Genomic DNA, 22,130 nt, shown 5'->3' with positions numbered 1-22,130 from the left:
TCATGGCGCTGCACCCCGTAGTAGAACAGGTCACCAACCGGATCATCAAGCGTAGCCGGCCGTCGCGCCAGGCCTACCTGGCGCATCTCGATGCGGCGCGCGTGAAGGGCGTGCAGCGCAGCGTGCTGGCATGTACGAACCTGGCGCACGGTTTCGCCGCGTTCCCGGCCAACGACAAGCTCAAGCTGCGCGAGGCCAAGCAGCCGTCGGTCGCCATCGTCTCCTCGTACAACGACATGCTGTCGGCGCACCAGCCGTTCGAAGCCTACCCCAAGGTCATCAAGGATGCCGTGCGTGAAGTCGGCGCCGTGGCCCAGTTCGCCGGCGGCGTGCCCGCCATGTGCGACGGCGTCACGCAAGGCCAGCCGGGCATGGAGCTGTCGCTGTTCTCGCGCGACACCATCGCCATGTCGACGGCCATCGCGCTGTCGCACAATATGTTCGACGCCAGCCTGTATCTCGGCATCTGCGACAAGATCGTGCCGGGCCTGCTGATCGGCGCGCTGCACTTCGGCCATATCCCGGGCATCTTCGTGCCGGGCGGCCCGATGGCGACCGGTATCTCGAACAAGGAAAAGGCCGCCGTGCGCCAGCGTTACGCGAAGGGCGAAGCCACGCGTGAAGAGCTGCTGGAAGGCGAGGCCAAGGCTTACCACAGCGCCGGCACCTGCACGTTCTACGGCACCGCCAACAGCAACCAGATGCTGATGGAGATGATGGGCCTGCACCTGCCGGGCGCCGCGTTCGTCCATCCGGACACGCCGCTGCGCGAGGCGCTGACCCGCGCCGCGGCGCAGCATGCCGTCAAGATCTCGCAGCAGGGCGGCGAGTACATGCCGATCGGTCACATCGTCGACGAAAAATGCATCGTCAACGCCATCGTTGCGTTGCACGCGACGGGCGGTTCGACGAACCACACGCTGCACCTCGTCGCGATCGCGCGCGCGGCCGGCATCGTGATCGACTGGAACGACTTCGATGAACTGTCGAAGGTCGTGCCGTCGCTGACGCGCGTGTACCCGAACGGCGACGCCGACGTGAACTACTTCCAGGCCGCGGGCGGCCCGACCTTCGTCATCCGCGAACTGCTGGACGCGGGCCTCGCGCACGACGACGTCAACACCATCCTCGGCCGCGGCCTGCGCAACCACTGCAAGGAACCGTTCCTCGACGGCGACAAGGTCGTCTGGCGCGACCTGCCGGCACAGAGCGGCGACGAGTCCGTGCTGCGCAAGCATACGAACCCGTTCAGCGACAATGGCGGCATGGTGCTCGTGCAGGGCAACCTGGGCCGCGCCGTGATGAAGGTCTCGGCCGTCAAGAAGGAACATCACATCGTCGAAGCGCCTGCGCTGACGTTCGATTCGCAGGAAGATTTCATGCACGCCTACAAGGCGGGCAAGCTGAACCGCGATTTCGTCGCCGTGATCCGCTTCCAGGGCCCGCGCGCCAACGGCATGCCGGAACTGCACGCGCTGACGCCGGCGCTGGCGAACCTGCAGGACTCCGGCTTCCACGTCGCGATGGTCACCGACGGCCGCATGTCGGGCGCGTCGGGCAAGGTGCCGGCCGCGATCCACGTGTCGCCGGAAATCCTGGCCGGCGGTCCGCTGGGCCTGGTGCGCGACGGCGACATCATCCGCGTCGATGCCACGCAAGGTTCGCTGGATGCGCTGGTGCCGGAAGACGTGTGGGCATCGCGCAAGATGGCGACCGCCGACCTGAGCTCCGGCCACATCGGCATGGGCCGCGAGCTGTTCGACGTGTTCCGCAAATCGGTCAGCGCGGCGGAAGAGGGCGCCGCCCACTTCCCGCTGCCGTCGCCGATCGATACGACCGTTCCCCTGCATGAAGGCACCGACAGCGGTGAGATCATGCCGGGTTCGGATGAAGATTTCCTGTTTCGCAAATCCACCGCCAAGTGAGCACAACGATGAGTAACGATATGACCCTGCTGGACATCATGAAATCGGCCGTCGTGATCCCCGTGATCGCGATCGACGATCCGGACCATGCGGTCCCCCTCGCCAAGGCGCTCGTCGCCGGCGGCATCCGCGTGCTCGAAGTCACGCTGCGCACCAAGCACGGCCTGGAGGCGATCCGCGCGATGGCCCAGGTGGAAGGCGCGATCGTCGGCGTCGGCACCCTGACGCAGCCGGAAGAACTCGCCGCGTCGCGCGATGCGGGCGCCGTGTTCGGCGTGTCGCCGGGCCTGACCCCGGCCCTGATCGATGCCGCGAAAAAGAGCGGCCTGCCGATGCTGCCGGGCTGCATGACCCCGTCCGAAGTGATGGTGGCGCGCGAAGCCGGCTTCAAGCAGCTGAAACTGTTCCCGGCCGTGCCGGCGGGCGGTGTCGGCATGCTGAAGGCGCTGGGCGGTCCGCTGGCGGACATCACGTTCTGCCCGACGGGCGGCATCTCGATCGAGACCGCGCCGCAATTCCTCGCGCTGAAGAACGTCGCGTGCGTGGGCGGCTCCTGGCTGACCCCGGCGGACGCGATGAAGGCCGGCGACTGGGACCTGATCACCGAGCTGGCCAAGTCCGCAGCGGCCCTCGGCAAGGCAGCCTGAGCCTCACCGGATGCAGCGACGCCTGCTGCGTGGCCTGACCCCGGGCGAAATACGCATGGCGTCGCTGCTGTTCGGCAGCGCCATCGATTGGGCGCGCGTGCACGTGCACGGGCGCCGCTACCTGCCGCTGGTGCAGCCGAAAAACTGCGCCATGACGCCCAACGGCAGCATGTATTTTCACCCCTCCTGCTTCCTGCCCGACTATGCCGCGGGCGATCCGCACACCATCCACTGGTTCATGCATGAGATGGTGCATGTGTGGCAGTCTGCACACCAAGTTTCAAAGTTGCTTGTGGGGATGCACTTTTTGATGCAATATGTCTCCATATTTGATGCATGGAGCAAGCAATGCGAACCACGGTGACCATCGACGATGCATTGTACGAAAAGGCCTTGGAAATGGCCGACCCGGAAATGGACAAGGCCGATCTGTTTCGGGAAGCAATCAAAACCTTCGTGCGCGTTCAGGCTGCTCGGCGCCTTGCCAGCCTCGGCGGTGCGGCACCCGACATGGCAGGTGTTCCGCGCCGGTTGGGCGAGCTGGCGGAATGAATGCTGTTCTGGTCGATACGTCGGTGTGGGTAGACCACTTCCGCAACCGCAACGAAGGTTTGGTTAGCCTCCTGATGCAGGACTTCGTTTTGTCCCATCCGCTCATCGTGACCGAACTCGCTTGCGGCACGCCGCCGGCACCTCGATCCCGTACGCTGGCCGATATCGCGACATTGCCTCAAGCACGGCAGGCAACGTTGGATGAGGTCCGGATATTCATCGAGCGCGAAAAGTTGTATGGCCTCGGATGTGGCGTCGTCGACCTTGCTCTGCTGGCTTCAACACTGCTGACGCCGGGATCGCGCCTGTGGTCACTGGACAGACGCCTGACACAGTTGGCGCAACGGTTCGACATCGCTTTTCTCCCGGCCCTTCAATAGGCTTTCGAAACTTCCGCTGTAGCCGAAAGCGGTCTTATCCATCATCCAGTCAAACCAATGTCAGGTGAGCACGGAGGCCGAAGTAAAAGCATCGACCGATGTATCCTACCCCGAGCGATCCACTCTGTGGCGTCAGCTATTCGACATCCTTCGGAAGGATGTCAGGCTGGTAGATTCCCCCTGATCAATCACATGTTTCGCCTCTCACTCTCCCAAAAGTAACCGATGGATGCCGTACCTGCTCATCGTCTGCTTTCGCCTCGCTGGCGCGCTCTCACCGCAGGCGAAATCGCCATGGCATCCCTGTTGTTCGGAGATGCTATCGACTACAAGCGCGTTCGCATCCATGCCCGCCGCTACATGCCTTTTCAACCTCGCAATTGTGCGATGACGCCGAACGGGAGCATATACTTTCACCGCTCCTGTTTTCTTCCTGACTACACCCGCGGCGATTCGGCCGTGGTGCATTGGTTCCTTCATGAGATGGTGCACGTGTGGCAGCACCAGCTCGGCTATCCAGTGCGGCTGCGCGGCGCCATCCGCATCGGCCTGTCGTACCGCTACGAACTGCGCCCCGGCGCCACCCTGGCCGACTACAACATGGAAGCGCAAGGCGACCTGCTCGCCGATTATTTCGCGCTGAAATACATGCGCAATCCGCACGTCATGCGCCAGCGCCGCCATGCGCACCAGCTCGATCTGTACGAACAGGTGCTGGCCCGCTTTCTCGCCGATCCGCGCGACCCGGACAACCTGCCGCGCGGCGGCGCGCGCCGGTTCGCGCGGATGGTAACGTCCGTCTCTGCCTGAATTTGCGCGACCTCAAAATTTGACGGCGGCACCGACGTAGGCTGTCGCCTTGCGTTCCTCTCCCGCGATCCGGCCATGTCCATAGCCTTCCGCACCCGAATTCCGGTCTTACTGGTATGCGCCTGGTTGCCGGCGGCGGCCGTCGCACGCGTCGGCGAGGCCGAAGTGCGCGAAGGCCCGCGGGGCGGCCCGTGCTTCACGATCACGCCGCGCGAAGAGCGCCTGGGCACGCCGGATTTCCAGGCGATCATCGTGTGGGAGGGCGCGCGTCCGGTGTGGAAGATGGCGATGCCGAGGGAACGCACGTTCCCGCTCACGTTCGGCATGTGCGTGCCGTACGGCGGCAGGGTGGCGTCGCTGCCGCGCACGGCGTCGACGCCGCTGGCGCCGGGCCGGGTCTACAGCCTGCGCATCGAGGCGCGGCCGGGGGCCAACGGCCGGGCCGCGTCCAGCTACGAGGCCCGGTTCTGCCTCGCGCGCCAGCATGACGGCAGCGCCGTCGTGCACCAGATCTGGAATGGCGAGCGGGAAGGGCGGCGGATGTACGGCTGCCTGCCGCCCGACTGAGACCGCCGCGCTTACTGCAGCAGCGACATGACCATCGACGACATGCTGTTGGTCTGCTTCAGCATGGCGGTGCCGGCCTGCATCAGCATCTGGTTCGACGTCATGCTCGACGACTCGGTCGCGAAGTCGACGTCCATGATGCGGCCCGTCGCGGCCTGCGTGTTGCTCGAGATGTTGGCCAGGTTGTTGTAGACGTGGTCCAGGCGGTTCGAGATCGCGCCCAGCTTCGACCGCAGGGCCGACACGGCGTCGATGGCGCCGCTCAGGTTCAGGATCGCCGACGTCGCATCGGCGGCGCCGTTGTTGGCGAGATTGGCATCGCCCGTGTGATCGGCCAGCGCATGGCCGATGGTCGCAATCGTTGCGGAGCCGTCGCCCGCGAAGCGCCCGGCGACGGCCGGATTGCCTCCGGTCGCGTTCTGGATGGCGGTGTTGACGGCGCCCAGTTCGGTGGAAAAGCTCGCGGTCATGGTTTCCGAATCGTCGGCGCCGATCTGGAACGTCACCGAGCCGTTCAGCTTGCCGGCCTTGGCCGCCTTGACCGGATTCACGTCCGCCGGGTCGTTGGTGTTCAGCAGACGGGTGCCGCCGAACTTGGTGTTGCTGAAGATATTCGAGAGTTCATCCGTCAGCGAATCGTATTCGGCCTGGAGCGCCGTCTTGTCGTCGGCCGAGGCGGAGCCGTCGGCGGCCTGGGTGGCCAGGTCTTTCATGCGGGTCAGGACGTTGTTGACTTCGTTCAGTGCGCCGTCGGCCGTCTGCAGCATGGAAATCGAGTTCTGGGTGTTGCGCATCGCGACCGACATCCCGCTGCTCTGGGCTTTCAGGCGGGTGGCGATCTGCAGGCCGGCCGCGTCGTCCATCGACGAATTGATGCGGTAGCCGGTCGACAGGCGGGTCATCGAGGTCGACAGGGTCGCCTGCGTGCTGCCCAGCGAATTTTGGGCGGACAGCGAGGCGACGTTGGTATGAAGGCTCAGCATGGTCGGAATCTTGTTGTTGTGAAGGTCATGGGATGTTCAATAACTATCCCTTGATACAGGACGACCGGATTGCACTTTTCATTAAATTCTTCAGAGAAATTTTTTCGGATTTGCTGATTTATTCCTTGGCCGCGTTCGCTCCGCGCAAAAAGCCTTTGACATTCTACCTACTAGAAGGTAGGGTGTGCGTCATGAACAAATCCTCTACCACGGCCGACGACATTCTGGCCTGTGCACGTGCCCTGATCGTCACCGGCGGCTATAACGGTTTCAGCTACGCCGACATCGCGGCGGCGGTCGGTATCCGCAAGGCGAGCATCCATCACCATTTCCCCGCCAAGGCCGACCTGGTGAAGACGCTCGTCGTCCGCTATCGCGAAGCGGCCGAAGAAGGGCTCGGGAATCTCGAACGTGGCGTCGCCGGTCCGCTCGACCAGTTGCGTGCGTATGTCCAGTACTGGAAGAGCTGCATCGGGGATGCCAGCGCACCGTTCTGCGTGTGCGCCTTGCTGGCCGGCGAATTGCCGATTCTGCCGGATGACGTGGCCGTGGAGATCCGGGCGTATTTCCGCTTCCTGTCGGGATGGCTGACGTCGGTGCTCGAGCGCGGCGTACGGCAGGGGACCGTCGCGCTGACCCATCCGCCGCGCACGGAGGCGGAAGCGTTCATGGCGACGGTGCACGGCGCGATGCTGTCGGCCCGTGCCTATGGCGATAGCGCCATGTTCGGCACCATCATGGATCCGCAGCTGGAGCGCATGGCGGCAAAAAACTAGGGTGCACATCGGTGCATTTTTTTAACCGATCTGCCTACCAACTGGTAGGTAGGCAAATTCGAAGGAAGACCAATGAACGACTCGCACGCAGTGCCGGACCGCGCCGCCCAGGAACGCTGGCTGAAGACGTACTACTTGACCCGGGCGGTATTCTCGTTCGTCTGGGTCGCCGCCGCCGTGGGCGTGGCGCGGCATTCGATGGGCTTCGCCGCCGCGTTGCTCGTGTGCTATCCCGCCTGGGACGCGCTGGCCAACCTGGCCGATGGATCGCGGAGCGGCGGCCTCGCCGCAAACCGCACGCAGGCCGCGAACGCAGTCGCCAGCCTGGCGGTGGCGGCCGCCGTTGCCGTCGCGCTGCCCGACATGAACCGGGTGCTCGGCGTGTTCGGCGCATGGGCCATCCTGTCCGGGATGCTGCAACTCGGCACGGGGCTGCGCCGCTGGAAGGCCTGCGGCGCGCAATGGGCGATGATCCTGAGCGGCGGACAGTCGGCCCTGGCGGGCGCCGTCTTCATCTTCCAGGCGGGGACGGCCGTCGTGCCGACGATCACCACCGTGGCCGGCTATGCCGGCTTCGGGGCGTTCTACTTCCTCGTGTCGGCCCTGTCCTTGCAGGCCGGAGCGTGGCGCCGCAAGGGCGCCGTGAGCCGCTAGACGCCGGCCAGCTTGCAGTGCAGCACGACGTCGGGATCGATGCGGCAGGCCGCGCAGATCCGGTGGAAGCCATCCGCGACGATGACTTTCTTCAGCGCGGGCACGCGCACGAGGAGCACCGGGGAGACGGGTTCGCCGCGCTTGATTTTCTTGATCTGCTCGCGGGTCGGGCGGTCGTCGGCCTTGGGCACGGCAAGATGCGCGGCGCGCAGCAGGTCCGTCGCCTTGTAGTCGACGATCGTTCCGGCCCTGAGGTCCGCCACGGCTTTATCGATGTTCTTCTGATTGTCGACGAGGGCCAGGTAATGGCCCGCGGCGTCGTAGTCGGACGGCGTCGCGTCGTCCAGCCACGTGATCGACGGGGTCTGCTGTTTCGGCACGCTGTTCTCCGGCTGTGATATTGGAACTCATTCTACACAGCCGCAGCCGCCGCATCGCGCACGACTATCGGCCGGGCGGGGGCTCCCACAGCTCGACCTTGTTGCCTTCGGGATCGATGACCCAGCCGAACTTGCCGTACTCGCCGTCGTCGGTCTTGTCCAGCACGTCGCAGCCTTCGTCGCGCAGCGCCTGCAGGAGCGCGGCGAGGTCGTGGACGCGGTAATTGATCATGAAAGGCGCGCGGCCCGGCGCGAACGGATCGCTGCCGGCGGCGAACACGGACCAGGCCGTCGTGCCGCCGCCGGGATTGCCGGCGTCGTCGCTCCAGTCGAAGGCCGCGCCGCCCCACGGTTGCACATCGATGCCGAGGTGGCGCTTGTACCAGGCGCCCAGGGCGGCCGGGTCTTTCGCCTCGAAGAAGATACCGCCGATGCCAGTCACGCGTTTCATCACTGTTCCCCCAGCGCGCCCAGCCGCTCGCGCGCATGCATCTGCCCCGGCTCCAGCGCCAGCGCCTGCCGGTAATTGGCGATGGCCGCGTCGCGCTCGCCCGCCGCCTCGCAGGCCTGGCCCAGGCCGTCGTAGAGGAAGTCGAAGCGTTCCGGATACAGCTTCACGCCCAGGCGGAACACCTGCAAGGCGTCCGCCGCGCGCCGTTCGCGCAGCAGCTTCATCCCCCAGTCGTGCGCCTGCAGCGGGTCGAGGGTCAGGTCCGGGTTTTGCGCGTGCAGGCGGTCGTAGATGGCGCCGATGTGCTCGAAGCCCTGCTGGCCCAACTGGTCGAGGAAGGTGTCGAGCGTCGGCGGCGCGCTCGCGGCGCGGTGCACGGCGAACGACACGAAGCCGGGCGGCGGGCGCTGCGCGGCGAGGGCATCGTCCAGCTGGCGGCGCGCGGGGGCATCGTTCTTCAGGCGCGCGTCGAGGAAGCGTTCCACCATGCGCGCCATCGCGCCGTACGATTGCGCAAGCTGGGCGCGCGTGCGGCCGGCGTAGGCGACGTCCGGCGCCATGCGCTGCGACCAGGACGAAAAATCCATGTGGTTCGCGGCAGCGAGCGTGGCGAGGTAGACGTCGGCATAGCGCACGCGCGCCAGCAGTTCGGCGCCCACGGTGCCCTCGTCCTGCAGGCGCGTCATGTACAGCAGCGGGATGCCCAGGCGTTCCGGCGTGACGTAGCGGGCGGCGCGCGGGCCGCCGTTCACGTAGTCGTAGGCGGCGCGCAGCGAGCCGTCCAGCGTGACGAGGGCGCGGATGCGATCGTCGCGGGCCGCCGCCAGCACGCTTGCCAGGCTGCCCCAGCTGTGGCCGACGACGGCGATGCGGTTCGTGTCCGCCTGCGCCAGCGTGGAGGCGTAGCCGACGAGGAAGCCGATGTCGTCGGCCTGGGCTTCGGCGCCTTCCAGGTCGGCCGTCATCGTGTGCGAGCGCGGGCCCAGCGACGGCGTGGCGAGCACGATATAGCCGTGGCTCGCCAGGTATTCGCACAGGTCGGTGTTCTCGATCGCGTAGGCGCTGTGGCTGGGCGCGTAGATCACGACCGGGAACTTGCCGGGACGCTCGGGCGCGTCGCGCAGGGCGTGCATCGGGTTCGTGAGTTCGCGCTGGACCTGCGCGCCGCGCGTCTCGACGAGCGCGTCGGTGGCGCGCCGCACCTGGTCGGGCATGCGACTGAATTCTTCCTCGGTCGCGACGGTCGCCACGTAGTCGCGCCAGGTCATGGCGCCGCCGGTGCCGATGGCCGGATACCAGACGAGCGTCTGCAGCGGCCGCGAGCGGTCGCCGCTCGTGGCCTGCGCCGTGACCGGATTGCGCGGGTGCTGGTAGACGCGCGCCCGGTCGTACTGTTGGCGGACGTGGAAGCCGACGCGGTACGGGCCGGATGGCGCGGACGGCGAGAAGTCGGCGGCCGTCGCGGCGTGCGCGAGGACGAGGGCGAGCAGGAAGGTGGTCAGGGTCCGGAACATGGGTCGTTGGCGTGGTGGTGTCCGAGGCTGAGACAGGTGTTTCTTTGGTTGCAAGATTATATGCTGAATTGGCATGAAAACTGTCGCGAAAGCGTGGTGCATCATGGCCGTTGCGGCGAGGAGGGCCGCCGAATCCGCTAAAATGTCGGATTCTTCACCTCTTACCAACATCATGACTCAGGACGAACTCAAGCAGGCAGTGGCCCGCGCCGCCATCGATCACGTGGTCGACGGCGAAATCATCGGCGTCGGCACCGGCTCCACCGCCAACTTCTTCATCGACGAACTCGGCAAGATCAAGTCGCGCATCAAGGGCGCCGTGGCGTCGTCGGAAGCGACGGCGGCCCGCCTGCGCGGCCACGGCATCGAGGTGTTCGACCTGAACGACGTCGCGGCGATCTCCGTCTACGTCGACGGCGCCGACGAGATCAACGCCACGGGCGCCATGATCAAGGGCGGCGGCGCGGCGCTGACGCGCGAAAAGATCGTCGCGTCCGTGTCGGGCAAGTTCGTGTGCATCGCCGACGGCTCCAAGCTGGTCGAGACGCTGGGTAAATTCCCGCTGCCGGTCGAAGTCGTGCCGATGGCCGCGAATGCCGTCAGCCGCAAGCTGGCCGCGCTGGGCGGCCAGCCGCGCCTGCGCACCAAGCCGGGCAGCACGGACGCCTTCGTCACCGACAACGGCGGCTACATCCTCGACGTGGCCGGCCTGTCGATCACGGACCCGGTGGGCCTGGAATCGGAGATCAACCAGATCGTCGGCGTGATCGCCGTCGGCCTGTTCGCCCGCCGCGGCGCCGACGTCTGCCTGCTGGGCACGGGCGACGGCGTCAAGTCGCTGACGTTCTGAGCGGAGCGGACATGAAGCGCGCTCCGGCTCTGTTGTCGATCGCCCTGGCGGCCGCGCTGGGCCTGGGCGGTTGCTCCATGTTTCATCACACCATGCCGGCACCGGCCGCGCCGGCCGCACCCGTGGCCGCCGCCTCGCCGGCCGTCGAGACGATTCCGTTCCACACGGGCGTGTCGTCGGCCACCGTCGAGAAGATGGCGAAGCAGCAAGGTTGTACGGGCGGGCAGGGCGCCGGGCTGATCACGCAGCCGGGGCCCGTCGAGGTCTATCGCATGCGCTGCGAAAGCGGGACGATGAGCGGGAAAGTGTTCATGGCGCGCTGTGAATTGCGCCAGTGCAGGCAGATGTAGGGACAGGCGGCGCTGTCCCCGTGCATCGTCAGGCGGTCGGCGGCACGTAGCCGGCGGCCTCGTCGGCACCTTCGCCGAAGAAATGGCGTTCCATCTGCGTGGCCAGGTATTTGCGGGCGCGCGCGTCGGCCATGTTCAGGCGGTTTTCGTTGATCAGCATGGTCTGGTGCTTGAGCCAGCCATCCCACGCCTCTTTCGACACGCTTTCATAGATGCGCTTGCCCAGTTCGCCCGGGTACGGCGGGAAGGCGAGGCCTTCGGCTTCCTTGTTCAGTTTGATGCAATGGACGGTGCGGGCCATGTTCTTGCTCCTGGTTCGGTATCGGAAAAACGTGATTATAAGGCGGCCGGGGAAAAGCTACCGGCCGTGAACAACGTCGCCCCTGCGAAGGCAGGGGCCCAATTTGCGCGCGTGGCCGCAATGGACTTGGCGGAATAGTGCCGGGGCACTATTCCGCCTCCGCGGGAACGACGGCGTTTTCACAGCTGCTTGATCAGGATCTGCGACCGTCTCTGCCAGTTGTACATATGCGCCCGATCCTTGGGCAGGTCGTCGACGGTCGCCAGCACGAAGCCGCGCTTCTTGAACCAGTGCGACGTGCGTGTGGTCAGCACGAACAGCTTGGTCATGCCGGCCGCGCGGGCGCGGTTTTCCATGTGCTTCAGGATGCGCTCGCCGTCGCCCTGGGTCTGCGCATCCGGACTCACGGTCAGGCAGGCCATTTCCGCCATCTTCGATTCGGGGAACGGGTACAGCGCGGCGCAGCCGAAGATGACGCCGTCGTGCTCGATCACGGAGAATTGCTCGATCTCGCGTTCGATCAGTTCGCGCGGACGTTTTACCAGCGTGCCGTCCGCTTCCAGCGGTTCGATGAGCTTGATAATGCCGCCGACGTCCTCAATTGAAGCCTGGCGCAGGCTCTCGAGGTTGTCGTGCGTGATCATCGTGCCCACGCCGTCGTGGGTGAACAGTTCCAGCAGCGCGGAGCCGTCCAGCGAGTAGGGCACGATGTGGGCGCGGTCGACGCCGCTGTTGCAGGCCTTGATGGCGTGCTGCAGGTAGAACGACGCGTCGTTCGGCAAAAAGCCCGCCTGCAGCACGGCTTCGGCCTGGTGCGACGACAGTTCGCGGATGTCGCCGCCGCCGGCGTCCTTCATCAGCGGCGTCTCGGTGATGAAGACGAGTTTTTCGGCGTGCAGGGCGATCGCGGCGGATACCGCCACGTCTTCCATCGTCAGGTTGAACACCTCGCCCGTCGGCGAAAAGCCCAGCGGCGACAGCAGCACGATGTTGTCCTCGGTGTTGAGGATCGGCTGGATCTTGTCGGCCGCGACCTTGCGCGTGACGCCCGTCAGCTCGTGGTCGACACCGTCGATCACGCCGAGCGGGCGCGCCGTGACGTAGTTGCCGGAGACGATGCTGATATGGGCATTCGACATCGGCGTGTTGGGCAAACCCTGGCTGAACGCGGCCTCGATGTCCAGGCGCAGTTCGCCCGCGGCTTCCTTGGCGCATTCCATCGCCGCGCTGTCCGTGACGCGCACGCCGTTGTGGAAGCGGCCCTCGACGTTGCGCAGCGCCAGCTGTTCGGCCACCTGCGGCCGCGAGCCGTGCACCAGCACGACGCGGATGCCGAGTCCGACCAGCAGCGACAGGTCCTGCGCGAGCACGGGCAGTACGCCGTCCGCGACCAGTTCACCGGGGAAAGCGACGACGAACGTCTTGCCGCCGAAGGCGTGAATATACGGCGCGACAGAGCGCAGCCACTGGACGAATAGGGTAGGGTTTTCCATTTGCCGCATTATAATTCGCTGCGCGACTTGCGCACCAAATCCTCGTAAAAATCAATGTCTGAACAGAGTAACAAGCCCGCGCCGAAGCCGGCGCGCGCACCTTCTCCCGACCGTTCTTCGCAACCGCGTGGTGAAGGCCAGCCCGCGCGCCGCGGCCCGCGCCCGCCTGCGCGCGAGGGCGCGCTCGCGAGTGCGCTCGCGCAGGCGCAGGTGCGCCCGCCGCGCGACGACGCCGGCGCGCAGGAGCGCCCGGCCAAGCCGCGCGACGGCGCATCGCGTCCGCGCGAAGATCGCGCCGCGCGCGGCGATGGACGCAAGCCCGCGGTTCGGAATCCCCTGCCGCCCATCGTCTTCCCGGAAGAGCTGCCCGTCTCGGGCCGGCGCGCGGAAATCGCGAAGGCGCTGATGGAGAACCAGGTCGTGATCGTGTCCGGCGAAACCGGCTCGGGCAAGACGACGCAGCTGCCGAAGATCTGCCTGGAGCTGGGCCGCGGCGAGAAGGGCATGATCGGCCACACGCAGCCGCGCCGCATCGCCGCGTCGTCGACGGCGAAGCGCATCGCGCACGAACTGGGTTCGCCGCTGGGCGAGCACGTGGGTTATAAAGTCCGCTTCAACGACACGCTGTCGGCCGGCGCCTGGGTCAAGCTGATGACCGACGGTATCCTGCTGGCCGAAACGCAGACCGACCCGCTGCTCAAGGCCTACGACACGATCATCATCGACGAGGCGCACGAGCGCAGCCTGAACATCGACTTTTTGCTCGGCTACCTGAGGGAGATCCTGCCGCGCCGGCCGGACCTGAAGGTGATCATCACGTCCGCGACGATCGACGCCGACCGCTTCGCGCGCCATTTCGGCACGCCGGACAAACCGGCGCCCGTCATCGAAGTGTCGGGCCGCCTGTACAAGGTCGAGGTGCGTTACCGCCCGGTGGAGCGCGACCAGGAATTCGCGGCCGCCGACGGCAAGGCGGCGTCCAAGGCGCAGGCGGCGCGCGACAAGCGCGACCTGATGGATGCCGTCGTCGACGGCGTCGACGAATTGTGCCGGCTGGGCCAGGGCGACGTGCTCGTGTTCCTGCCCGGCGAGCGCGAGATCCGCGACTGCGCCGAGGCACTGCGCAAGCACCATCCGCCGCACGTCGACATCCTGCCGCTGTTCGCACGCCTGTCCGTCGAAGAGCAGGACCGGGTATTCAAGACGACCAACGCGCGCCGCATCGTGCTGGCCACGAACGTGGCCGAGACGTCGCTGACGGTGCCCGGCATCCGCTACGTCGTCGATGCCGGTTTGGCGCGCGTAAAACGCTACAGCTATCGCAACAAGGTCGAGCAGCTGCAGGTCGAGCCGATCGCGCAGGCCGCCGCCAACCAGCGCGCGGGCCGTTGCGGCCGCGTCGCGGACGGCGTCTGCATCCGCCTGTACGAGGAAGCCGATTTCCTGCAGCGGCCGAAATTCACGGACCCGGAAATCCTGCGCTCGTCGCTGGCGGCCGTCATCCTGCGCATGAAATCCCTGCACCTCACGGACGTCGAGACCTTCCCGTTCGTCGAGCCGCCGCAGGGCCGCGCCATCGCCGACGGTTACCAGTTGCTGCAGGAACTGGGCGCCGTCGACGACGCCAACGAGCTGACGCCGATGGGCCGCAAGCTGGCCAAGCTGCCGCTCGATCCGCGCGTGGGCCGCATGATCCTGGCCGCCGTCGACAATGTGTGTCTCAGCGAGATGCTGATCATCGCGTCCGCGCTGTCCGTGCAGGACCCGCGCGACCGGCCGATGGAATACCAGCAGCAGGCCGACGAGAAGCACAAGAAATTCGCCGACGAGAAGAGCGAGTTCCTGGGCTTCCTGAAGATCTGGCGCTGGTTCGAACAGGCCATCGAGCACAAGAAGACGAACCGCCAGCTACAGGACAACTGCCGCGAGAATTTCCTCTCGCAGGTGCGCCTGCGCGAGTGGCGCGACGTGCATTCGCAATTGCTCACCATCGTCAAGGAGCAGGGGTGGCGCCTGAACGAGACGCCGGCGACCTACGACCAGCTGCACATGGCGCTGCTCACGGGCCTGCTGGGCAACATCGGCTACAAGATGGAAGAGGAAGGCGGGGCGCAGTCCGGCGGCGCCTACCTGGGCGCGCGCGGCATCAAGTTTCACATCTGGCCCGGTTCGACGCTCGGCAAGAAGGCCGGCAAGTGGGTCATGGCAGCGGAGCTGGTCGAGACGACGCGCCTGTACGCGCGCTGCATCGCGCAGATCCAGCCGGAGTGGATCGAGAAGATCGGCGGCCACCTGCTGAAGAAATCGTGGGGCGAGCCGCGCTGGGAAAAGCGCACGGCGCAAGTCACGGCGAGCGAGCGCGCGACGCTGTACGGCATCGTCGTCTACAGCCAGCGCCGCATCAACTACGCGCTGCACAATCCGGGCGAGGCCCGCGAGATCTTCATCCGCGACGCGCTGGTCGGCGGCGACTACGAGACGCGTTCTCCGTTCTTCGCCCACAACCACAAGCTGATCCGCGAGATCGAGAACCTCGAGCACAAGTCGCGCCGCCTCGACGTGCTCGTGGACGACCAGCTGATCTTCGCGTTCTACGACAAGGAGATCCCGACGGACGTCGTGAACGGCGCGGGTTTCGAGAAGTGGTACAAGGACGCGGCGCGCGACAACCCCAAGCTCCTGTACCTGAACCGCGAAGAGCTGATGCGCCACGAAGCGGCGGGCGTCACGACGGAGCTGTTCCCGAAGACGATGAACGTCACCGGCATCGAGATGGGCCTGACGTTCCACTTCGAGCCGGGCAGCCCGCGCGACGGCGTCACCCTGACGGTGCCGCTGTTCGCGCTGAACCAGATCCCGCGCGAGCGCGCGGACTGGCTCGTGCCGGGCATGCTCAAGGAGAAGGTGCAGCTGCTGTTGAAATCCCTGCCGCAGAAGCTGCGCCGCCACTGCGTGCCGCTGCCGGACTACGCCGCGCGCTTCATCGAGCGCAACGAGGACCCGGTGCGCTTCGGCCGCGGCGACCTGATCGACGCGCTCATCGCCGACATCCACGCGCAGACGGGCGTGCGCGTGATGACGACGGATTTCAAGCTGGAGACGCTGCCCGCGCACCTGTTCATGAATTTCAAGGTCGTCGATGAACACGGCCGCCAGCTCGACATGGGACGCAACCTGGCCACCTTGCAGGCGGAACTGGGCGGCCAGGCGCGCCAGAGTTTCCAGCGCATGGCGGAAAGCACGCCGGCCGCCGCGCAATCCGGGGCGAAGCCGCTCGCGCAGCCGCTGGCCGCCAACGCGCCGGCGCCCGTGCCGTCGCATGCGAAAGGGAAGGCGGCGCCCGCGCCGGCGGCCGCCGCCGCGCCGAGCGCCCACACGAATATCACCGGCTGGACCTTCGGCGAACTGCCGGAACTGCTGGAGATCACGCAGGGCAAGATCACGCTGATCGGCTTCCCGGCGCTCGTCGACAAGGGCACGCACTGCGACCTGGAGGTGTTCGACGACCCGAACGTGGCGGCGCGCACGCACCGCGTCGGCCTGCGCCGCCTGTTCGCGCTGCAGTTCAAGGACCAACTGAAATTCGCCGAGAAGAACGTGCCGGGCCTGCAGCAGATGGGCATGCAATTCATGTCGGTCGGCACGCCGGACGAGCTGCGCGAGCAGATCGTCAACAAGGCCATCGAGATCGCCTGCCTGCAGGACCCGCTGCCGGTCGATGCCGCCTCGTTCAACAAGCGCCGCGACGAGGGCAAGGGCCGCATCGGCCTCCTGATCAACGAGACCGCGCGCCTGGCCGGCCAGATCCTCGCGGAGTTCCACGGCCTGCCCAAGCGCCTGCAAGGCTTGCCGCCGGCCGTCGCGGGCGACATGCAGGCGCAGTTGCAGGGCCTCGTCCACAAGCGCTTCATCGCCGAGACGGAATACAGCCAGCTCGCGCACTTCCCGCGCTACCTGAAGGCGATGAACGTGCGCCTGGAAAAACTGCGCGGGAATCCGGCGCGCGACGCACAGTTGATGGCCGAGTGGCAGGCGGCGGCGACGCAGTTCCAGCGCACGGTGAAGAACCAGCCGCTGAAGAACCTCGATCCGCGCATGATCGAGTTCCGCTGGATGCTGGAAGAGCTGCGCGTCTCGCTGTTCGCCCAGGAGCTGCGCACGCCGATGCCGGTGTCGTCCAAGCGCCTGCAGAAGGTATGGGAGTCGATGCTTCGCTGAACCGGGGTCAGAGCCCGATTTTTGGCAATTTCCTGAATTCGGGCTCTGACCCCGGAGTTTGCTACAGTTGACATTCCTTCACTGTCAGCGACCGCATCATGACCGACCTCCTGCTCGCCATCGTCCACCACCTGATCGTGTTCGGTCTCGCGGCCGTGCTGGCCGCCGAACTGGCGCTGATGCGGCCCGCCGCGATGTCGCCGCACACCGTGCGCCTGCTGGGGCGCTTCGATGCGGCGTATGGCGTGCTGGCGCTGGCGATCCTCGTGGTCGGCTTCCTGCGCGTGAAGTACGGCGCGAAAGGTCCCGCCTTCTACATGCACAATCCGGTGTTCTGGGCGAAGATCGCCGCCTTCGCCGTCGTGGGCCTGATCTCGATCCGGCCCACCCTGCGCATCCTCCGGTGGCAAAAACGGGCGAAGGCGGATGCGGCGTTCGTCCCGGCGCTGGACGAGGTCAATGCGCTGCGCCGGACGATGCTGCTGGAGATCCACGTGTTCGCGCTGATCCCGATCTTCGCGGCCATGATGGCGCGCGGCGTCGGGTACAGCTGAACCTTACGCGGCTGCCGCACCCGCCGGCAGCAGGCGGTACGACGCCAGGTCGCGCGCCAGGCGGCCGACGAACCAGCCGTTGAACACGCCGAACAGGCCGCACACGGCGCAGGCGAACAGCGTGTCGTGGCGCAGCTGCGGCGCGACGGACAGCGCCACGGACGCCACGTACTTCGTGAAGAACACGGCCATCATCATGACGAGCGGCAGGCGGCTGCCGCGCACGCGCACGCTGCCCGGCACGTTGCTGGCCCCGATGCGCCCGGTGCCGGCCAGTCCGGCCGGCAGCGCCATGGCGGCCGCCGCCAGCGCCCATGCGGCCAGCGCCGGGCCGCCGAGGCCGAACTTCGCGTTCATGTCCTGCAGCGACAGCACCAGCATCACGGCGGGAATCATGACCAGCTTGCGGAGTTCCACGTCGCGGTCGCGCATGGCGATCATGCCGCGCTGGACGAGGAAGGCGAGGATCGCCCAGACGTAAATCGGGGTGTGGGTCAGGATCTGGATCAGCATGGCGGGCTCCTTGAGTGCGTTAAGTGGTGCCACTTTGCCGGGATGCCGGTTCGTCCGTGCGCCCATGCGACGAGATACCGGAGCGCGGCGCGAAATGCGGTTGGACGGCGCGAAGTGCGGGCGGCGCGCGCGTCTTTACGCGGCTTTACAGTGGTTGACGGCGCTTAACGTTTCCCCATCCGACAATGCGTCGCGCGCCTGGCATGCCGCATCCATATCGATAAGCCGGGCCGGATACTCGTTTCGTAACCCAGGGGGACCCATGGATCATTCACATCACAGCCTTGCCGAAGACCTCGAGCGCATGCTCGCCACCGAGACGAGCCGGCGCCGGTCGCTGCGCTGGCTGCTCGCGTCCGCGGCCGCCGTGCCGCTCGCGGGCTGCGGCGGCGGTTCGAGCGCCGACACGACGGCATCGACGGCGGCGTCGACGTCCGGCAGCACGACCGGCAGCACGGGCAGCACGGGCAGCACGGGCAGCACGGGCAGCACGACGACCACGACGACGGGCACCTGCGCCGTCATCCCCGAGGAGACCGGCGGCCCGTACCCGGGCGACGGCACCAACAGCAACGGCAGCGGCGTCGCGAACGCGCTGACCCTGTCCGGCATCGTGCGCAGCGACATCCGCAAGAGCGTGTCGCCCGGCAGCGCGACGGCGGCCGGCATTCCGACGACCTTGAAACTCCAGATCGTCAACGTGGGCGCAAGCTGCGCCAGCGTGGCGGGCGCCGCCATCTACCTGTGGCATTGCGACCGCGACGGCAATTACTCGATGTACGCGAGCGCTCTGACGAACGAGAACTACCTGCGCGGCGTGCAGGAAGCGGACAGCACGGGCACCGTCACGTTCACGACGATCTTCCCCGGCTGCTACTCGGGCCGCATGCCGCACATCCACTTCGAGGTCTACCCGAGCCTCGCGAAGGCGACGAGCGCGTCGAACCGCATCAAGACGTCGCAATTCACCTTCCCGATGACGACCCTGAACGAGGCCTATGCGACGACTGCCTACGGCGCCAGTTCGCGCAACCTGGCCTCGATGAGCTATGCGACCGATAATGTGTTCAGTGACGGCACGTCGCTGCAGATGGCGTCGGTCAGCGGCAATGCGGTCGATGGGTATGTCGTCACGCTGACGGTCGGCGTATCGCTGTGATGGCTCGACCGGCGTACTAGGCGGGTTTGCCGCCGTTCAGGCCCAGGTAGCGCCCGTCCGGGTCGACGTGCGCCGGATCGACGTCCATCGCGCTGTCCGACATGGGCGTCAGCTTGTTGAGGATGATGAATTCCATCGTTGCGTAGCCATGCGACAGCGTCTCGTCATGATCGTCCGGGTACTGCGCGTAGCGGTAGACTTTTACGGTCATCGATGCCTCCAGTTCAGCGTTTGGCGTCCATTCTGCCCAAGGTTCAGTCACCGAGCACCGTGACGACGACATTGCGCCGGTGCTCGGCCACCCGGTGCTCCCACAGATAAATGCCCTGCCACGTGCCGAGCAGCAGCCGCCAGTCGCCGACCGGCACGGTGACGCTCGTGGACGTCAGCATCGTGCGCGCGTGCGCGGACATGTCGTCCGGACCCTCCGTGTCGTGGCGGTAGGCCGGGTCGCCGTCCGGCGCGAGGCGCCTGAGGATGGTTTCCAGGTCGTGGCGGACGTCGGGATCGGCGTTTTCCGTGATCAGGAGGGAACAGCTCGTGTGCTGGACGAACACGTGTGCGAGCCCGCAGCGGATGCCCGAGCGGGCGACGGCGTCGGCGACGGCGGCCGTGATGTCGCGGCTGCCGCGTCCGAACGTATTGATTTCGAGGATGGATTGATGCGGCATGGTCGGCTCCTTGCGTTGCCGTCCATGCTACACGAGGTTCAGGGCGCGGCGGAGAATGCGTCGTGCGCCGGGAAGCGTGCCGTCATCCATTCGCGCGACAGGCGCAGCGTGTCGATCACGTCGGCCGGCAGCGTGTCGAGGATGGCCGGGTCGTCGCTCGGCGTGTCGGCCAGCAGGCTGGCCAGGTGGATGATGCCGCCCAGCTGGCAGAACGGGTGCGCCGCCATCGGGTCGGACGAATTTTCCAGCGCACGCACGATCTTGTCGGGGAAGTTCCAGCGGCGGCCCAGTTCGGCCGTGATCTGGCCTTCGGACAGGCCCAGCAGGCGTTGCTCGCGCTCCCAGCGGCCGCCGGCGAGGTGCGGCAACTGCTCGATCTCCGCGAACGTCGTCGGCGCCACCTGGTAGATCAGCAGTTCGCCCAGGCGCAGCATCATGCCGGCAAGCCAGGCTTCGCTGCCGTCGATGCCGAGGCCGCCCGCCAGCCATTTGGCGTAGCCGGCGCAGGCCATGCTGCTTTTCCAGAACTCGTCCGAATCCAGGCCGGGCAGGGACGGAAAGGAATCGGCGAAGCACGTGGCCAGCGCGAGCGTGCGGATGTGGGCCATGCCCGCGAGCGCGATCGCTTCGTCGAGCGAGCTGACGTTGCGGCGCGAACCGAAGCGGGCGCTGTTCGCCAGGCGCATCAGCTTGGCCGTCAGCGCCGGGTCGCGCGCGATGACGGCCGCTACCTTTCTGGCGGACGCGTCCTCGTCGTCGAGGGTCGCGATCAGGGCGTGGGCCACTTCGGAAATCGTGGGCAGTTTGACGTCTTCAAAAAATTTCGCAAGGCTGATCATGGGCATCTTTCATCGTACGGCGCTGGGTTCAGTGTAAGCCTTGACGGTATTGCCTTAGCGAATTATTTTATGTTTCCGAGAAAATTGTTGCGGGGGCGTCTTCGCATACGATTAACTTTGAATTTGTAACAAATAAAAACAAATGTAAAGGCAACCTGAACGTGTACCTGCGGTAAGGTTGCCTGCCTTTACAAAACCTTACGCATCAGGGATCCAATGACATTCAAACCTTCCTTCGCCGCCTGCGCTGCCGTTCTTGTCGCCGTCCTGAGCCTCGCCGGCTGTGGCGGCGGCGGTGGCGGGTCTTCGTCCACGACGACCGCCGTGGCGAATCCGGCCCAGTTCAGCGCCACCGACGTCGTCCTCGGCACCGGCACCGAGGCGGCCAGCGGCAAGACCGCGACCGTGACCTATACGGGCTGGCTGTACAGCGACACGGCGACGGACCACAAGGGCACGCAGTTCGACGCCGGGACGTTTACGTTCACGCTCGGGCAGAACCAGGTGATCGCCGGCTTCGAGCAGGGCGTGCTGGGCATGAAGGTGGGTGGCAAGCGCACGCTGCTGATCCCGTCCAGCATGGGCTACGGCGCGACGGCAAACGGCGCGATCCCGGCCAATTCGGGGCTCGTGTTCGACGTGGCGCTGACGGCGGTGCAATAAAAAAGGCTGTGTTCGCGTTAAGTCCGTGAACTGAATCTGGTTGCAGAGGTCATACGCATCGTCGAGTTAACTCATGAGGAGTGACGATGCGCAGCCTACCCTTCGACGAAGTGCTCAGCCTGTTGTCGGCGGCGCAGCTCTCGGCTGCCGACCTGGTCCGGCTGCGCGAATGGATCTCCNTATCGCCCTGATCGAACAGGCCGCCAGAGGCCGGCCGTGTCCGCGCTGCGGTTGTGGTCGCGTGCACCGCTGCGGCCAGGCGAGCGGCTTGCAACGTTTTCGTTGCCTCGGGTGCGGACGCAGCTACAACGCACTGACCGGCACGCCGCTCGCTCGTCTTCGCAAGAAAGAGTGCTGGCTACCGTTCCTGCAATCTATCCTCGAATCGCGCACGGTGCGCGACGCTGCGCGCGTGACCGGTGTGCACCGGACGACCAGTTTCAGGTGGCGCCATCGGTTCGTTCCCGGCGCGATGCGCGACCGTCCGGCAATGTTGACGGCCATCGTCGAGGCGGACGAGACCTATCGCCTCGAATCTCAGAAGGGTTCGCGCAACCTGACGCGACGGCCGAGAAAGCGCGGCGGCGTGGTCAGGCAGCGCGGGATCAATCGCGAATACGACTGTCTGCTCATCGCGCGCGACCGCAACGGGCAAACGCTGGACTTTCACACGGGCCGAGGACAAGTGACGGCCGCGCAATTGCATGCGTGCCTCAAGCCGGTATTGCCGGCCGACGTGTTGCTGATCAGCGACGGGGCCGCGGCGTATCGCCGATTCGCCACGCAAGCGGGCATCACGCACGAGGCGGTGAACGTGAAGGCCGGCGTGCGGCCGCGCGGCGCGATCCACGTCCAGAACGTCAACAGCTGGCACAGCCGC

26 protein-coding genes are annotated in these 22,130 nt (G+C 66.3%); 16 read left to right on the top strand and 10 right to left on the bottom strand.

From position 1 onward, the window contains the following. Positions 1 to 2 precede the first annotated feature (2 nt). The 7 genes from edd (at position 3) to ASC93_RS14680 (ending at position 4,881) form a co-directional block, all read left to right on the top strand. Positions 3 to 1,925, top strand: coding sequence for a phosphogluconate dehydratase (gene edd, locus ASC93_RS14710; protein ID WP_056443330.1), 1,923 nt, complete (start codon positions 3 to 5; stop codon positions 1,923 to 1,925). 20 nt (positions 1,926 to 1,945) lie between these two features. Then, a complete protein-coding gene (gene eda / locus ASC93_RS14705; protein WP_056443327.1) occupies positions 1,946 to 2,572 on the top strand; it encodes a bifunctional 4-hydroxy-2-oxoglutarate aldolase/2-dehydro-3-deoxy-phosphogluconate aldolase in 627 nt (208 codons plus the stop codon). A 10-nt stretch (positions 2,573 to 2,582) separates the two neighbouring features. After that, complete coding sequence (locus ASC93_RS14700; RefSeq protein WP_200958338.1) at positions 2,583 to 2,936, top strand: hypothetical protein; 354 nt, start codon at positions 2,583 to 2,585, stop codon at positions 2,934 to 2,936. Then, a complete protein-coding gene (locus ASC93_RS14695; protein WP_056443324.1) occupies positions 2,921 to 3,124 on the top strand; it encodes a type II toxin-antitoxin system VapB family antitoxin in 204 nt (67 codons plus the stop codon). Before ASC93_RS14700 ends, ASC93_RS14695 begins: the two co-directional genes overlap by 16 nt. Beyond that, positions 3,121 to 3,504, top strand: coding sequence for a hypothetical protein (locus ASC93_RS14690; RefSeq protein ID WP_056443321.1), 384 nt, complete (start codon positions 3,121 to 3,123; stop codon positions 3,502 to 3,504). The genes ASC93_RS14695 and ASC93_RS14690 overlap by 4 nt, the downstream gene beginning before the upstream one ends. A 294-nt stretch (positions 3,505 to 3,798) precedes the next feature. Further along, positions 3,799 to 4,314, top strand: coding sequence for a hypothetical protein (locus ASC93_RS14685; protein WP_056443318.1), 516 nt, complete (start codon positions 3,799 to 3,801; stop codon positions 4,312 to 4,314). Between the two features lie 75 nt (positions 4,315 to 4,389). Further along, positions 4,390 to 4,881, top strand: a complete 492-nt coding sequence (locus ASC93_RS14680) for a hypothetical protein (protein WP_157201932.1) — start codon at positions 4,390 to 4,392, stop codon at positions 4,879 to 4,881. 11 nt (positions 4,882 to 4,892) lie between these two features. Here ASC93_RS14680 and ASC93_RS14675 read toward each other — a convergent pair whose 3' ends face one another. Then, positions 4,893 to 5,864, bottom strand: coding sequence for a flagellin (locus ASC93_RS14675; protein WP_056443313.1), 972 nt, complete (start codon positions 5,862 to 5,864; stop codon positions 4,893 to 4,895). 32 nt (positions 5,865 to 5,896) lie between these two features. Here ASC93_RS14675 and ASC93_RS14670 point away from each other — a divergent pair, with 32 nt between their 5' ends. Continuing rightward, positions 5,897 to 6,640, top strand: coding sequence for a TetR/AcrR family transcriptional regulator (locus tag ASC93_RS14670; RefSeq protein ID WP_307189004.1), 744 nt, complete (start codon positions 5,897 to 5,899; stop codon positions 6,638 to 6,640). Between the two features lie 72 nt (positions 6,641 to 6,712). Further along, positions 6,713 to 7,294 carry a hypothetical protein gene (locus tag ASC93_RS14665; RefSeq protein WP_056443307.1) on the top strand — a complete coding sequence of 194 codons (582 nt, stop codon included), beginning with the start codon at positions 6,713 to 6,715 and terminating at the stop codon, positions 7,292 to 7,294. On the opposite strand, the gene ASC93_RS14660 is transcribed toward ASC93_RS14665, so the two are convergent. The 3 genes from ASC93_RS14660 to ASC93_RS14650 form a co-directional block, all read right to left on the bottom strand. Then, positions 7,291 to 7,674 (bottom strand): hypothetical protein, encoded by a 384-nt coding sequence (locus tag ASC93_RS14660; protein WP_056443304.1) that lies wholly within the window; start codon positions 7,672 to 7,674, stop codon positions 7,291 to 7,293. The two genes, ASC93_RS14665 and ASC93_RS14660, sit on opposite strands and share 4 nt — an antisense overlap. A gap of 64 nt (positions 7,675 to 7,738) precedes the next feature. Next, positions 7,739 to 8,125, bottom strand: a complete 387-nt coding sequence (locus ASC93_RS14655) for a VOC family protein (protein WP_056443301.1) — start codon at positions 8,123 to 8,125, stop codon at positions 7,739 to 7,741. Continuing rightward, positions 8,125 to 9,639, bottom strand: coding sequence for an alpha/beta hydrolase (locus ASC93_RS14650; RefSeq protein ID WP_056443298.1), 1,515 nt, complete (start codon positions 9,637 to 9,639; stop codon positions 8,125 to 8,127). The genes ASC93_RS14655 and ASC93_RS14650 overlap by 1 nt, the downstream gene beginning before the upstream one ends. Positions 9,640 to 9,811: 172 nt before the next feature. Here ASC93_RS14650 and rpiA point away from each other — a divergent pair, with 172 nt between their 5' ends. Further along, positions 9,812 to 10,489 carry a ribose-5-phosphate isomerase RpiA gene (gene rpiA / locus ASC93_RS14645; RefSeq protein ID WP_056443294.1) on the top strand — a complete coding sequence of 226 codons (678 nt, stop codon included), beginning with the start codon at positions 9,812 to 9,814 and terminating at the stop codon, positions 10,487 to 10,489. Between the two features lie 11 nt (positions 10,490 to 10,500). After that, positions 10,501 to 10,839, top strand: coding sequence for a hypothetical protein (locus tag ASC93_RS14640; RefSeq protein ID WP_056443291.1), 339 nt, complete (start codon positions 10,501 to 10,503; stop codon positions 10,837 to 10,839). 28 nt (positions 10,840 to 10,867) lie between these two features. On the opposite strand, the gene ASC93_RS14635 is transcribed toward ASC93_RS14640, so the two are convergent. Beyond that, positions 10,868 to 11,140 carry an oxidative damage protection protein gene (locus ASC93_RS14635; protein ID WP_029756863.1) on the bottom strand — a complete coding sequence of 91 codons (273 nt, stop codon included), beginning with the start codon at positions 11,138 to 11,140 and terminating at the stop codon, positions 10,868 to 10,870. Between the two features lie 179 nt (positions 11,141 to 11,319). Beyond that, positions 11,320 to 12,633, bottom strand: a complete 1,314-nt coding sequence (gene argA, locus ASC93_RS14630) for an amino-acid N-acetyltransferase (RefSeq protein ID WP_056443288.1) — start codon at positions 12,631 to 12,633, stop codon at positions 11,320 to 11,322. Positions 12,634 to 12,687: 54 nt separating this feature from the next. On the opposite strand from argA, the gene hrpA reads away from it, so the two are divergent. Together hrpA and ASC93_RS14620 are read left to right on the top strand one after the other, a co-directional pair. Continuing rightward, a complete protein-coding gene (gene hrpA, locus ASC93_RS14625) occupies positions 12,688 to 16,851 on the top strand; it encodes an ATP-dependent RNA helicase HrpA (RefSeq protein WP_056443285.1) in 4,164 nt (1,387 codons plus the stop codon). 98 nt (positions 16,852 to 16,949) lie between these two features. Continuing rightward, positions 16,950 to 17,405 (top strand): DUF2214 family protein, encoded by a 456-nt coding sequence (locus ASC93_RS14620; protein WP_056443282.1) that lies wholly within the window; start codon positions 16,950 to 16,952, stop codon positions 17,403 to 17,405. 3 nt (positions 17,406 to 17,408) lie between these two features. On the opposite strand, the gene ASC93_RS14615 is transcribed toward ASC93_RS14620, so the two are convergent. Beyond that, complete coding sequence (locus ASC93_RS14615) at positions 17,409 to 17,984, bottom strand: DUF6622 family protein (protein WP_307189003.1); 576 nt, start codon at positions 17,982 to 17,984, stop codon at positions 17,409 to 17,411. 196 nt (positions 17,985 to 18,180) lie between these two features. Here ASC93_RS14615 and ASC93_RS14610 point away from each other — a divergent pair, with 196 nt between their 5' ends. Further along, complete coding sequence (locus tag ASC93_RS14610) at positions 18,181 to 19,077, top strand: intradiol ring-cleavage dioxygenase (protein WP_056443276.1); 897 nt, start codon at positions 18,181 to 18,183, stop codon at positions 19,075 to 19,077. A gap of 16 nt (positions 19,078 to 19,093) precedes the next feature. Here the strand turns inward: ASC93_RS14610 and ASC93_RS14605 are convergent, their stop codons facing one another. The 3 genes from ASC93_RS14605 to ASC93_RS14595 are packed head-to-tail and all read right to left on the bottom strand — an operon-like array spanning position 19,094 to position 20,587. Then, positions 19,094 to 19,288 carry a hypothetical protein gene (locus tag ASC93_RS14605; RefSeq protein ID WP_056443273.1) on the bottom strand — a complete coding sequence of 65 codons (195 nt, stop codon included), beginning with the start codon at positions 19,286 to 19,288 and terminating at the stop codon, positions 19,094 to 19,096. 43 nt (positions 19,289 to 19,331) lie between these two features. Then, complete coding sequence (locus ASC93_RS14600) at positions 19,332 to 19,748, bottom strand: secondary thiamine-phosphate synthase enzyme YjbQ (protein ID WP_056443268.1); 417 nt, start codon at positions 19,746 to 19,748, stop codon at positions 19,332 to 19,334. A 38-nt stretch (positions 19,749 to 19,786) separates the two neighbouring features. Then, a complete protein-coding gene (locus ASC93_RS14595) occupies positions 19,787 to 20,587 on the bottom strand; it encodes an HDOD domain-containing protein (protein WP_056443265.1) in 801 nt (266 codons plus the stop codon). A 216-nt stretch (positions 20,588 to 20,803) separates the two neighbouring features. On the opposite strand from ASC93_RS14595, the gene ASC93_RS14590 reads away from it, so the two are divergent. Both ASC93_RS14590 and ASC93_RS14585 read left to right on the top strand, forming a co-directional pair. Beyond that, on the top strand, positions 20,804 to 21,250 hold the full coding sequence (locus tag ASC93_RS14590) for an FKBP-type peptidyl-prolyl cis-trans isomerase (protein ID WP_082548049.1): 447 nt from the start codon (positions 20,804 to 20,806) through the stop codon (positions 21,248 to 21,250). Positions 21,251 to 21,518: 268 nt separating this feature from the next. After that, positions 21,519 to 22,130 (top strand): IS1595 family transposase (locus ASC93_RS14585; RefSeq protein WP_307189002.1); only part of this gene is annotated, 612 nt, incomplete at its 3' end.

The organism is Massilia sp. Root335 (assembly GCF_001425685.1).
Classification (GTDB): Bacteria; Pseudomonadota; Gammaproteobacteria; order Burkholderiales; family Burkholderiaceae_D; genus Telluria; species Telluria luteola.
This window is presented reverse-complemented; position numbering and strand designations above follow the sequence as displayed.

Excerpts from the sequence above, each read along its gene's own strand:
- edd (WP_056443330.1), top strand. The coding sequence starts at position 3 with ATGGCGCTGCACCCCGTAGTAGAACAGGTCACCAACCGGATCATCAAG.
- eda (WP_056443327.1), top strand. The coding sequence starts at position 1,946 with ATGACCCTGCTGGACATCATGAAATCGGCCGTCGTGATCCCCGTGATC.
- ASC93_RS14700 (WP_200958338.1), top strand. The coding sequence starts at position 2,583 with ATGCAGCGACGCCTGCTGCGTGGCCTGACCCCGGGCGAAATACGCATG.
- ASC93_RS14695 (WP_056443324.1), top strand. The coding sequence starts at position 2,921 with ATGCGAACCACGGTGACCATCGACGATGCATTGTACGAAAAGGCCTTG.
- ASC93_RS14690 (WP_056443321.1), top strand. The coding sequence starts at position 3,121 with ATGAATGCTGTTCTGGTCGATACGTCGGTGTGGGTAGACCACTTCCGC.
- ASC93_RS14685 (WP_056443318.1), top strand. The coding sequence starts at position 3,799 with ATGGCATCCCTGTTGTTCGGAGATGCTATCGACTACAAGCGCGTTCGC.
- ASC93_RS14680 (WP_157201932.1), top strand. The coding sequence starts at position 4,390 with ATGTCCATAGCCTTCCGCACCCGAATTCCGGTCTTACTGGTATGCGCC.
- ASC93_RS14675 (WP_056443313.1), bottom strand. The coding sequence starts at position 5,864 with ATGCTGAGCCTTCATACCAACGTCGCCTCGCTGTCCGCCCAAAATTCG.
- ASC93_RS14670 (WP_307189004.1), top strand. The coding sequence starts at position 5,897 with ATGTTCAATAACTATCCCTTGATACAGGACGACCGGATTGCACTTTTC.
- ASC93_RS14665 (WP_056443307.1), top strand. The coding sequence starts at position 6,713 with ATGAACGACTCGCACGCAGTGCCGGACCGCGCCGCCCAGGAACGCTGG.
- ASC93_RS14655 (WP_056443301.1), bottom strand. The coding sequence starts at position 8,125 with ATGAAACGCGTGACTGGCATCGGCGGTATCTTCTTCGAGGCGAAAGAC.
- ASC93_RS14650 (WP_056443298.1), bottom strand. The coding sequence starts at position 9,639 with ATGTTCCGGACCCTGACCACCTTCCTGCTCGCCCTCGTCCTCGCGCAC.
- rpiA (WP_056443294.1), top strand. The coding sequence starts at position 9,812 with ATGACTCAGGACGAACTCAAGCAGGCAGTGGCCCGCGCCGCCATCGAT.
- ASC93_RS14640 (WP_056443291.1), top strand. The coding sequence starts at position 10,501 with ATGAAGCGCGCTCCGGCTCTGTTGTCGATCGCCCTGGCGGCCGCGCTG.
- ASC93_RS14635 (WP_029756863.1), bottom strand. The coding sequence starts at position 11,140 with ATGGCCCGCACCGTCCATTGCATCAAACTGAACAAGGAAGCCGAAGGC.
- argA (WP_056443288.1), bottom strand. The coding sequence starts at position 12,633 with ATGGAAAACCCTACCCTATTCGTCCAGTGGCTGCGCTCTGTCGCGCCG.
- hrpA (WP_056443285.1), top strand. The coding sequence starts at position 12,688 with ATGTCTGAACAGAGTAACAAGCCCGCGCCGAAGCCGGCGCGCGCACCT.
- ASC93_RS14620 (WP_056443282.1), top strand. The coding sequence starts at position 16,950 with ATGACCGACCTCCTGCTCGCCATCGTCCACCACCTGATCGTGTTCGGT.
- ASC93_RS14615 (WP_307189003.1), bottom strand. The coding sequence starts at position 17,984 with ATGGGCGCACGGACGAACCGGCATCCCGGCAAAGTGGCACCACTTAAC.
- ASC93_RS14610 (WP_056443276.1), top strand. The coding sequence starts at position 18,181 with ATGGATCATTCACATCACAGCCTTGCCGAAGACCTCGAGCGCATGCTC.
- ASC93_RS14605 (WP_056443273.1), bottom strand. The coding sequence starts at position 19,288 with ATGACCGTAAAAGTCTACCGCTACGCGCAGTACCCGGACGATCATGAC.
- ASC93_RS14600 (WP_056443268.1), bottom strand. The coding sequence starts at position 19,748 with ATGCCGCATCAATCCATCCTCGAAATCAATACGTTCGGACGCGGCAGC.
- ASC93_RS14595 (WP_056443265.1), bottom strand. The coding sequence starts at position 20,587 with ATGATCAGCCTTGCGAAATTTTTTGAAGACGTCAAACTGCCCACGATT.
- ASC93_RS14590 (WP_082548049.1), top strand. The coding sequence starts at position 20,804 with ATGACATTCAAACCTTCCTTCGCCGCCTGCGCTGCCGTTCTTGTCGCC.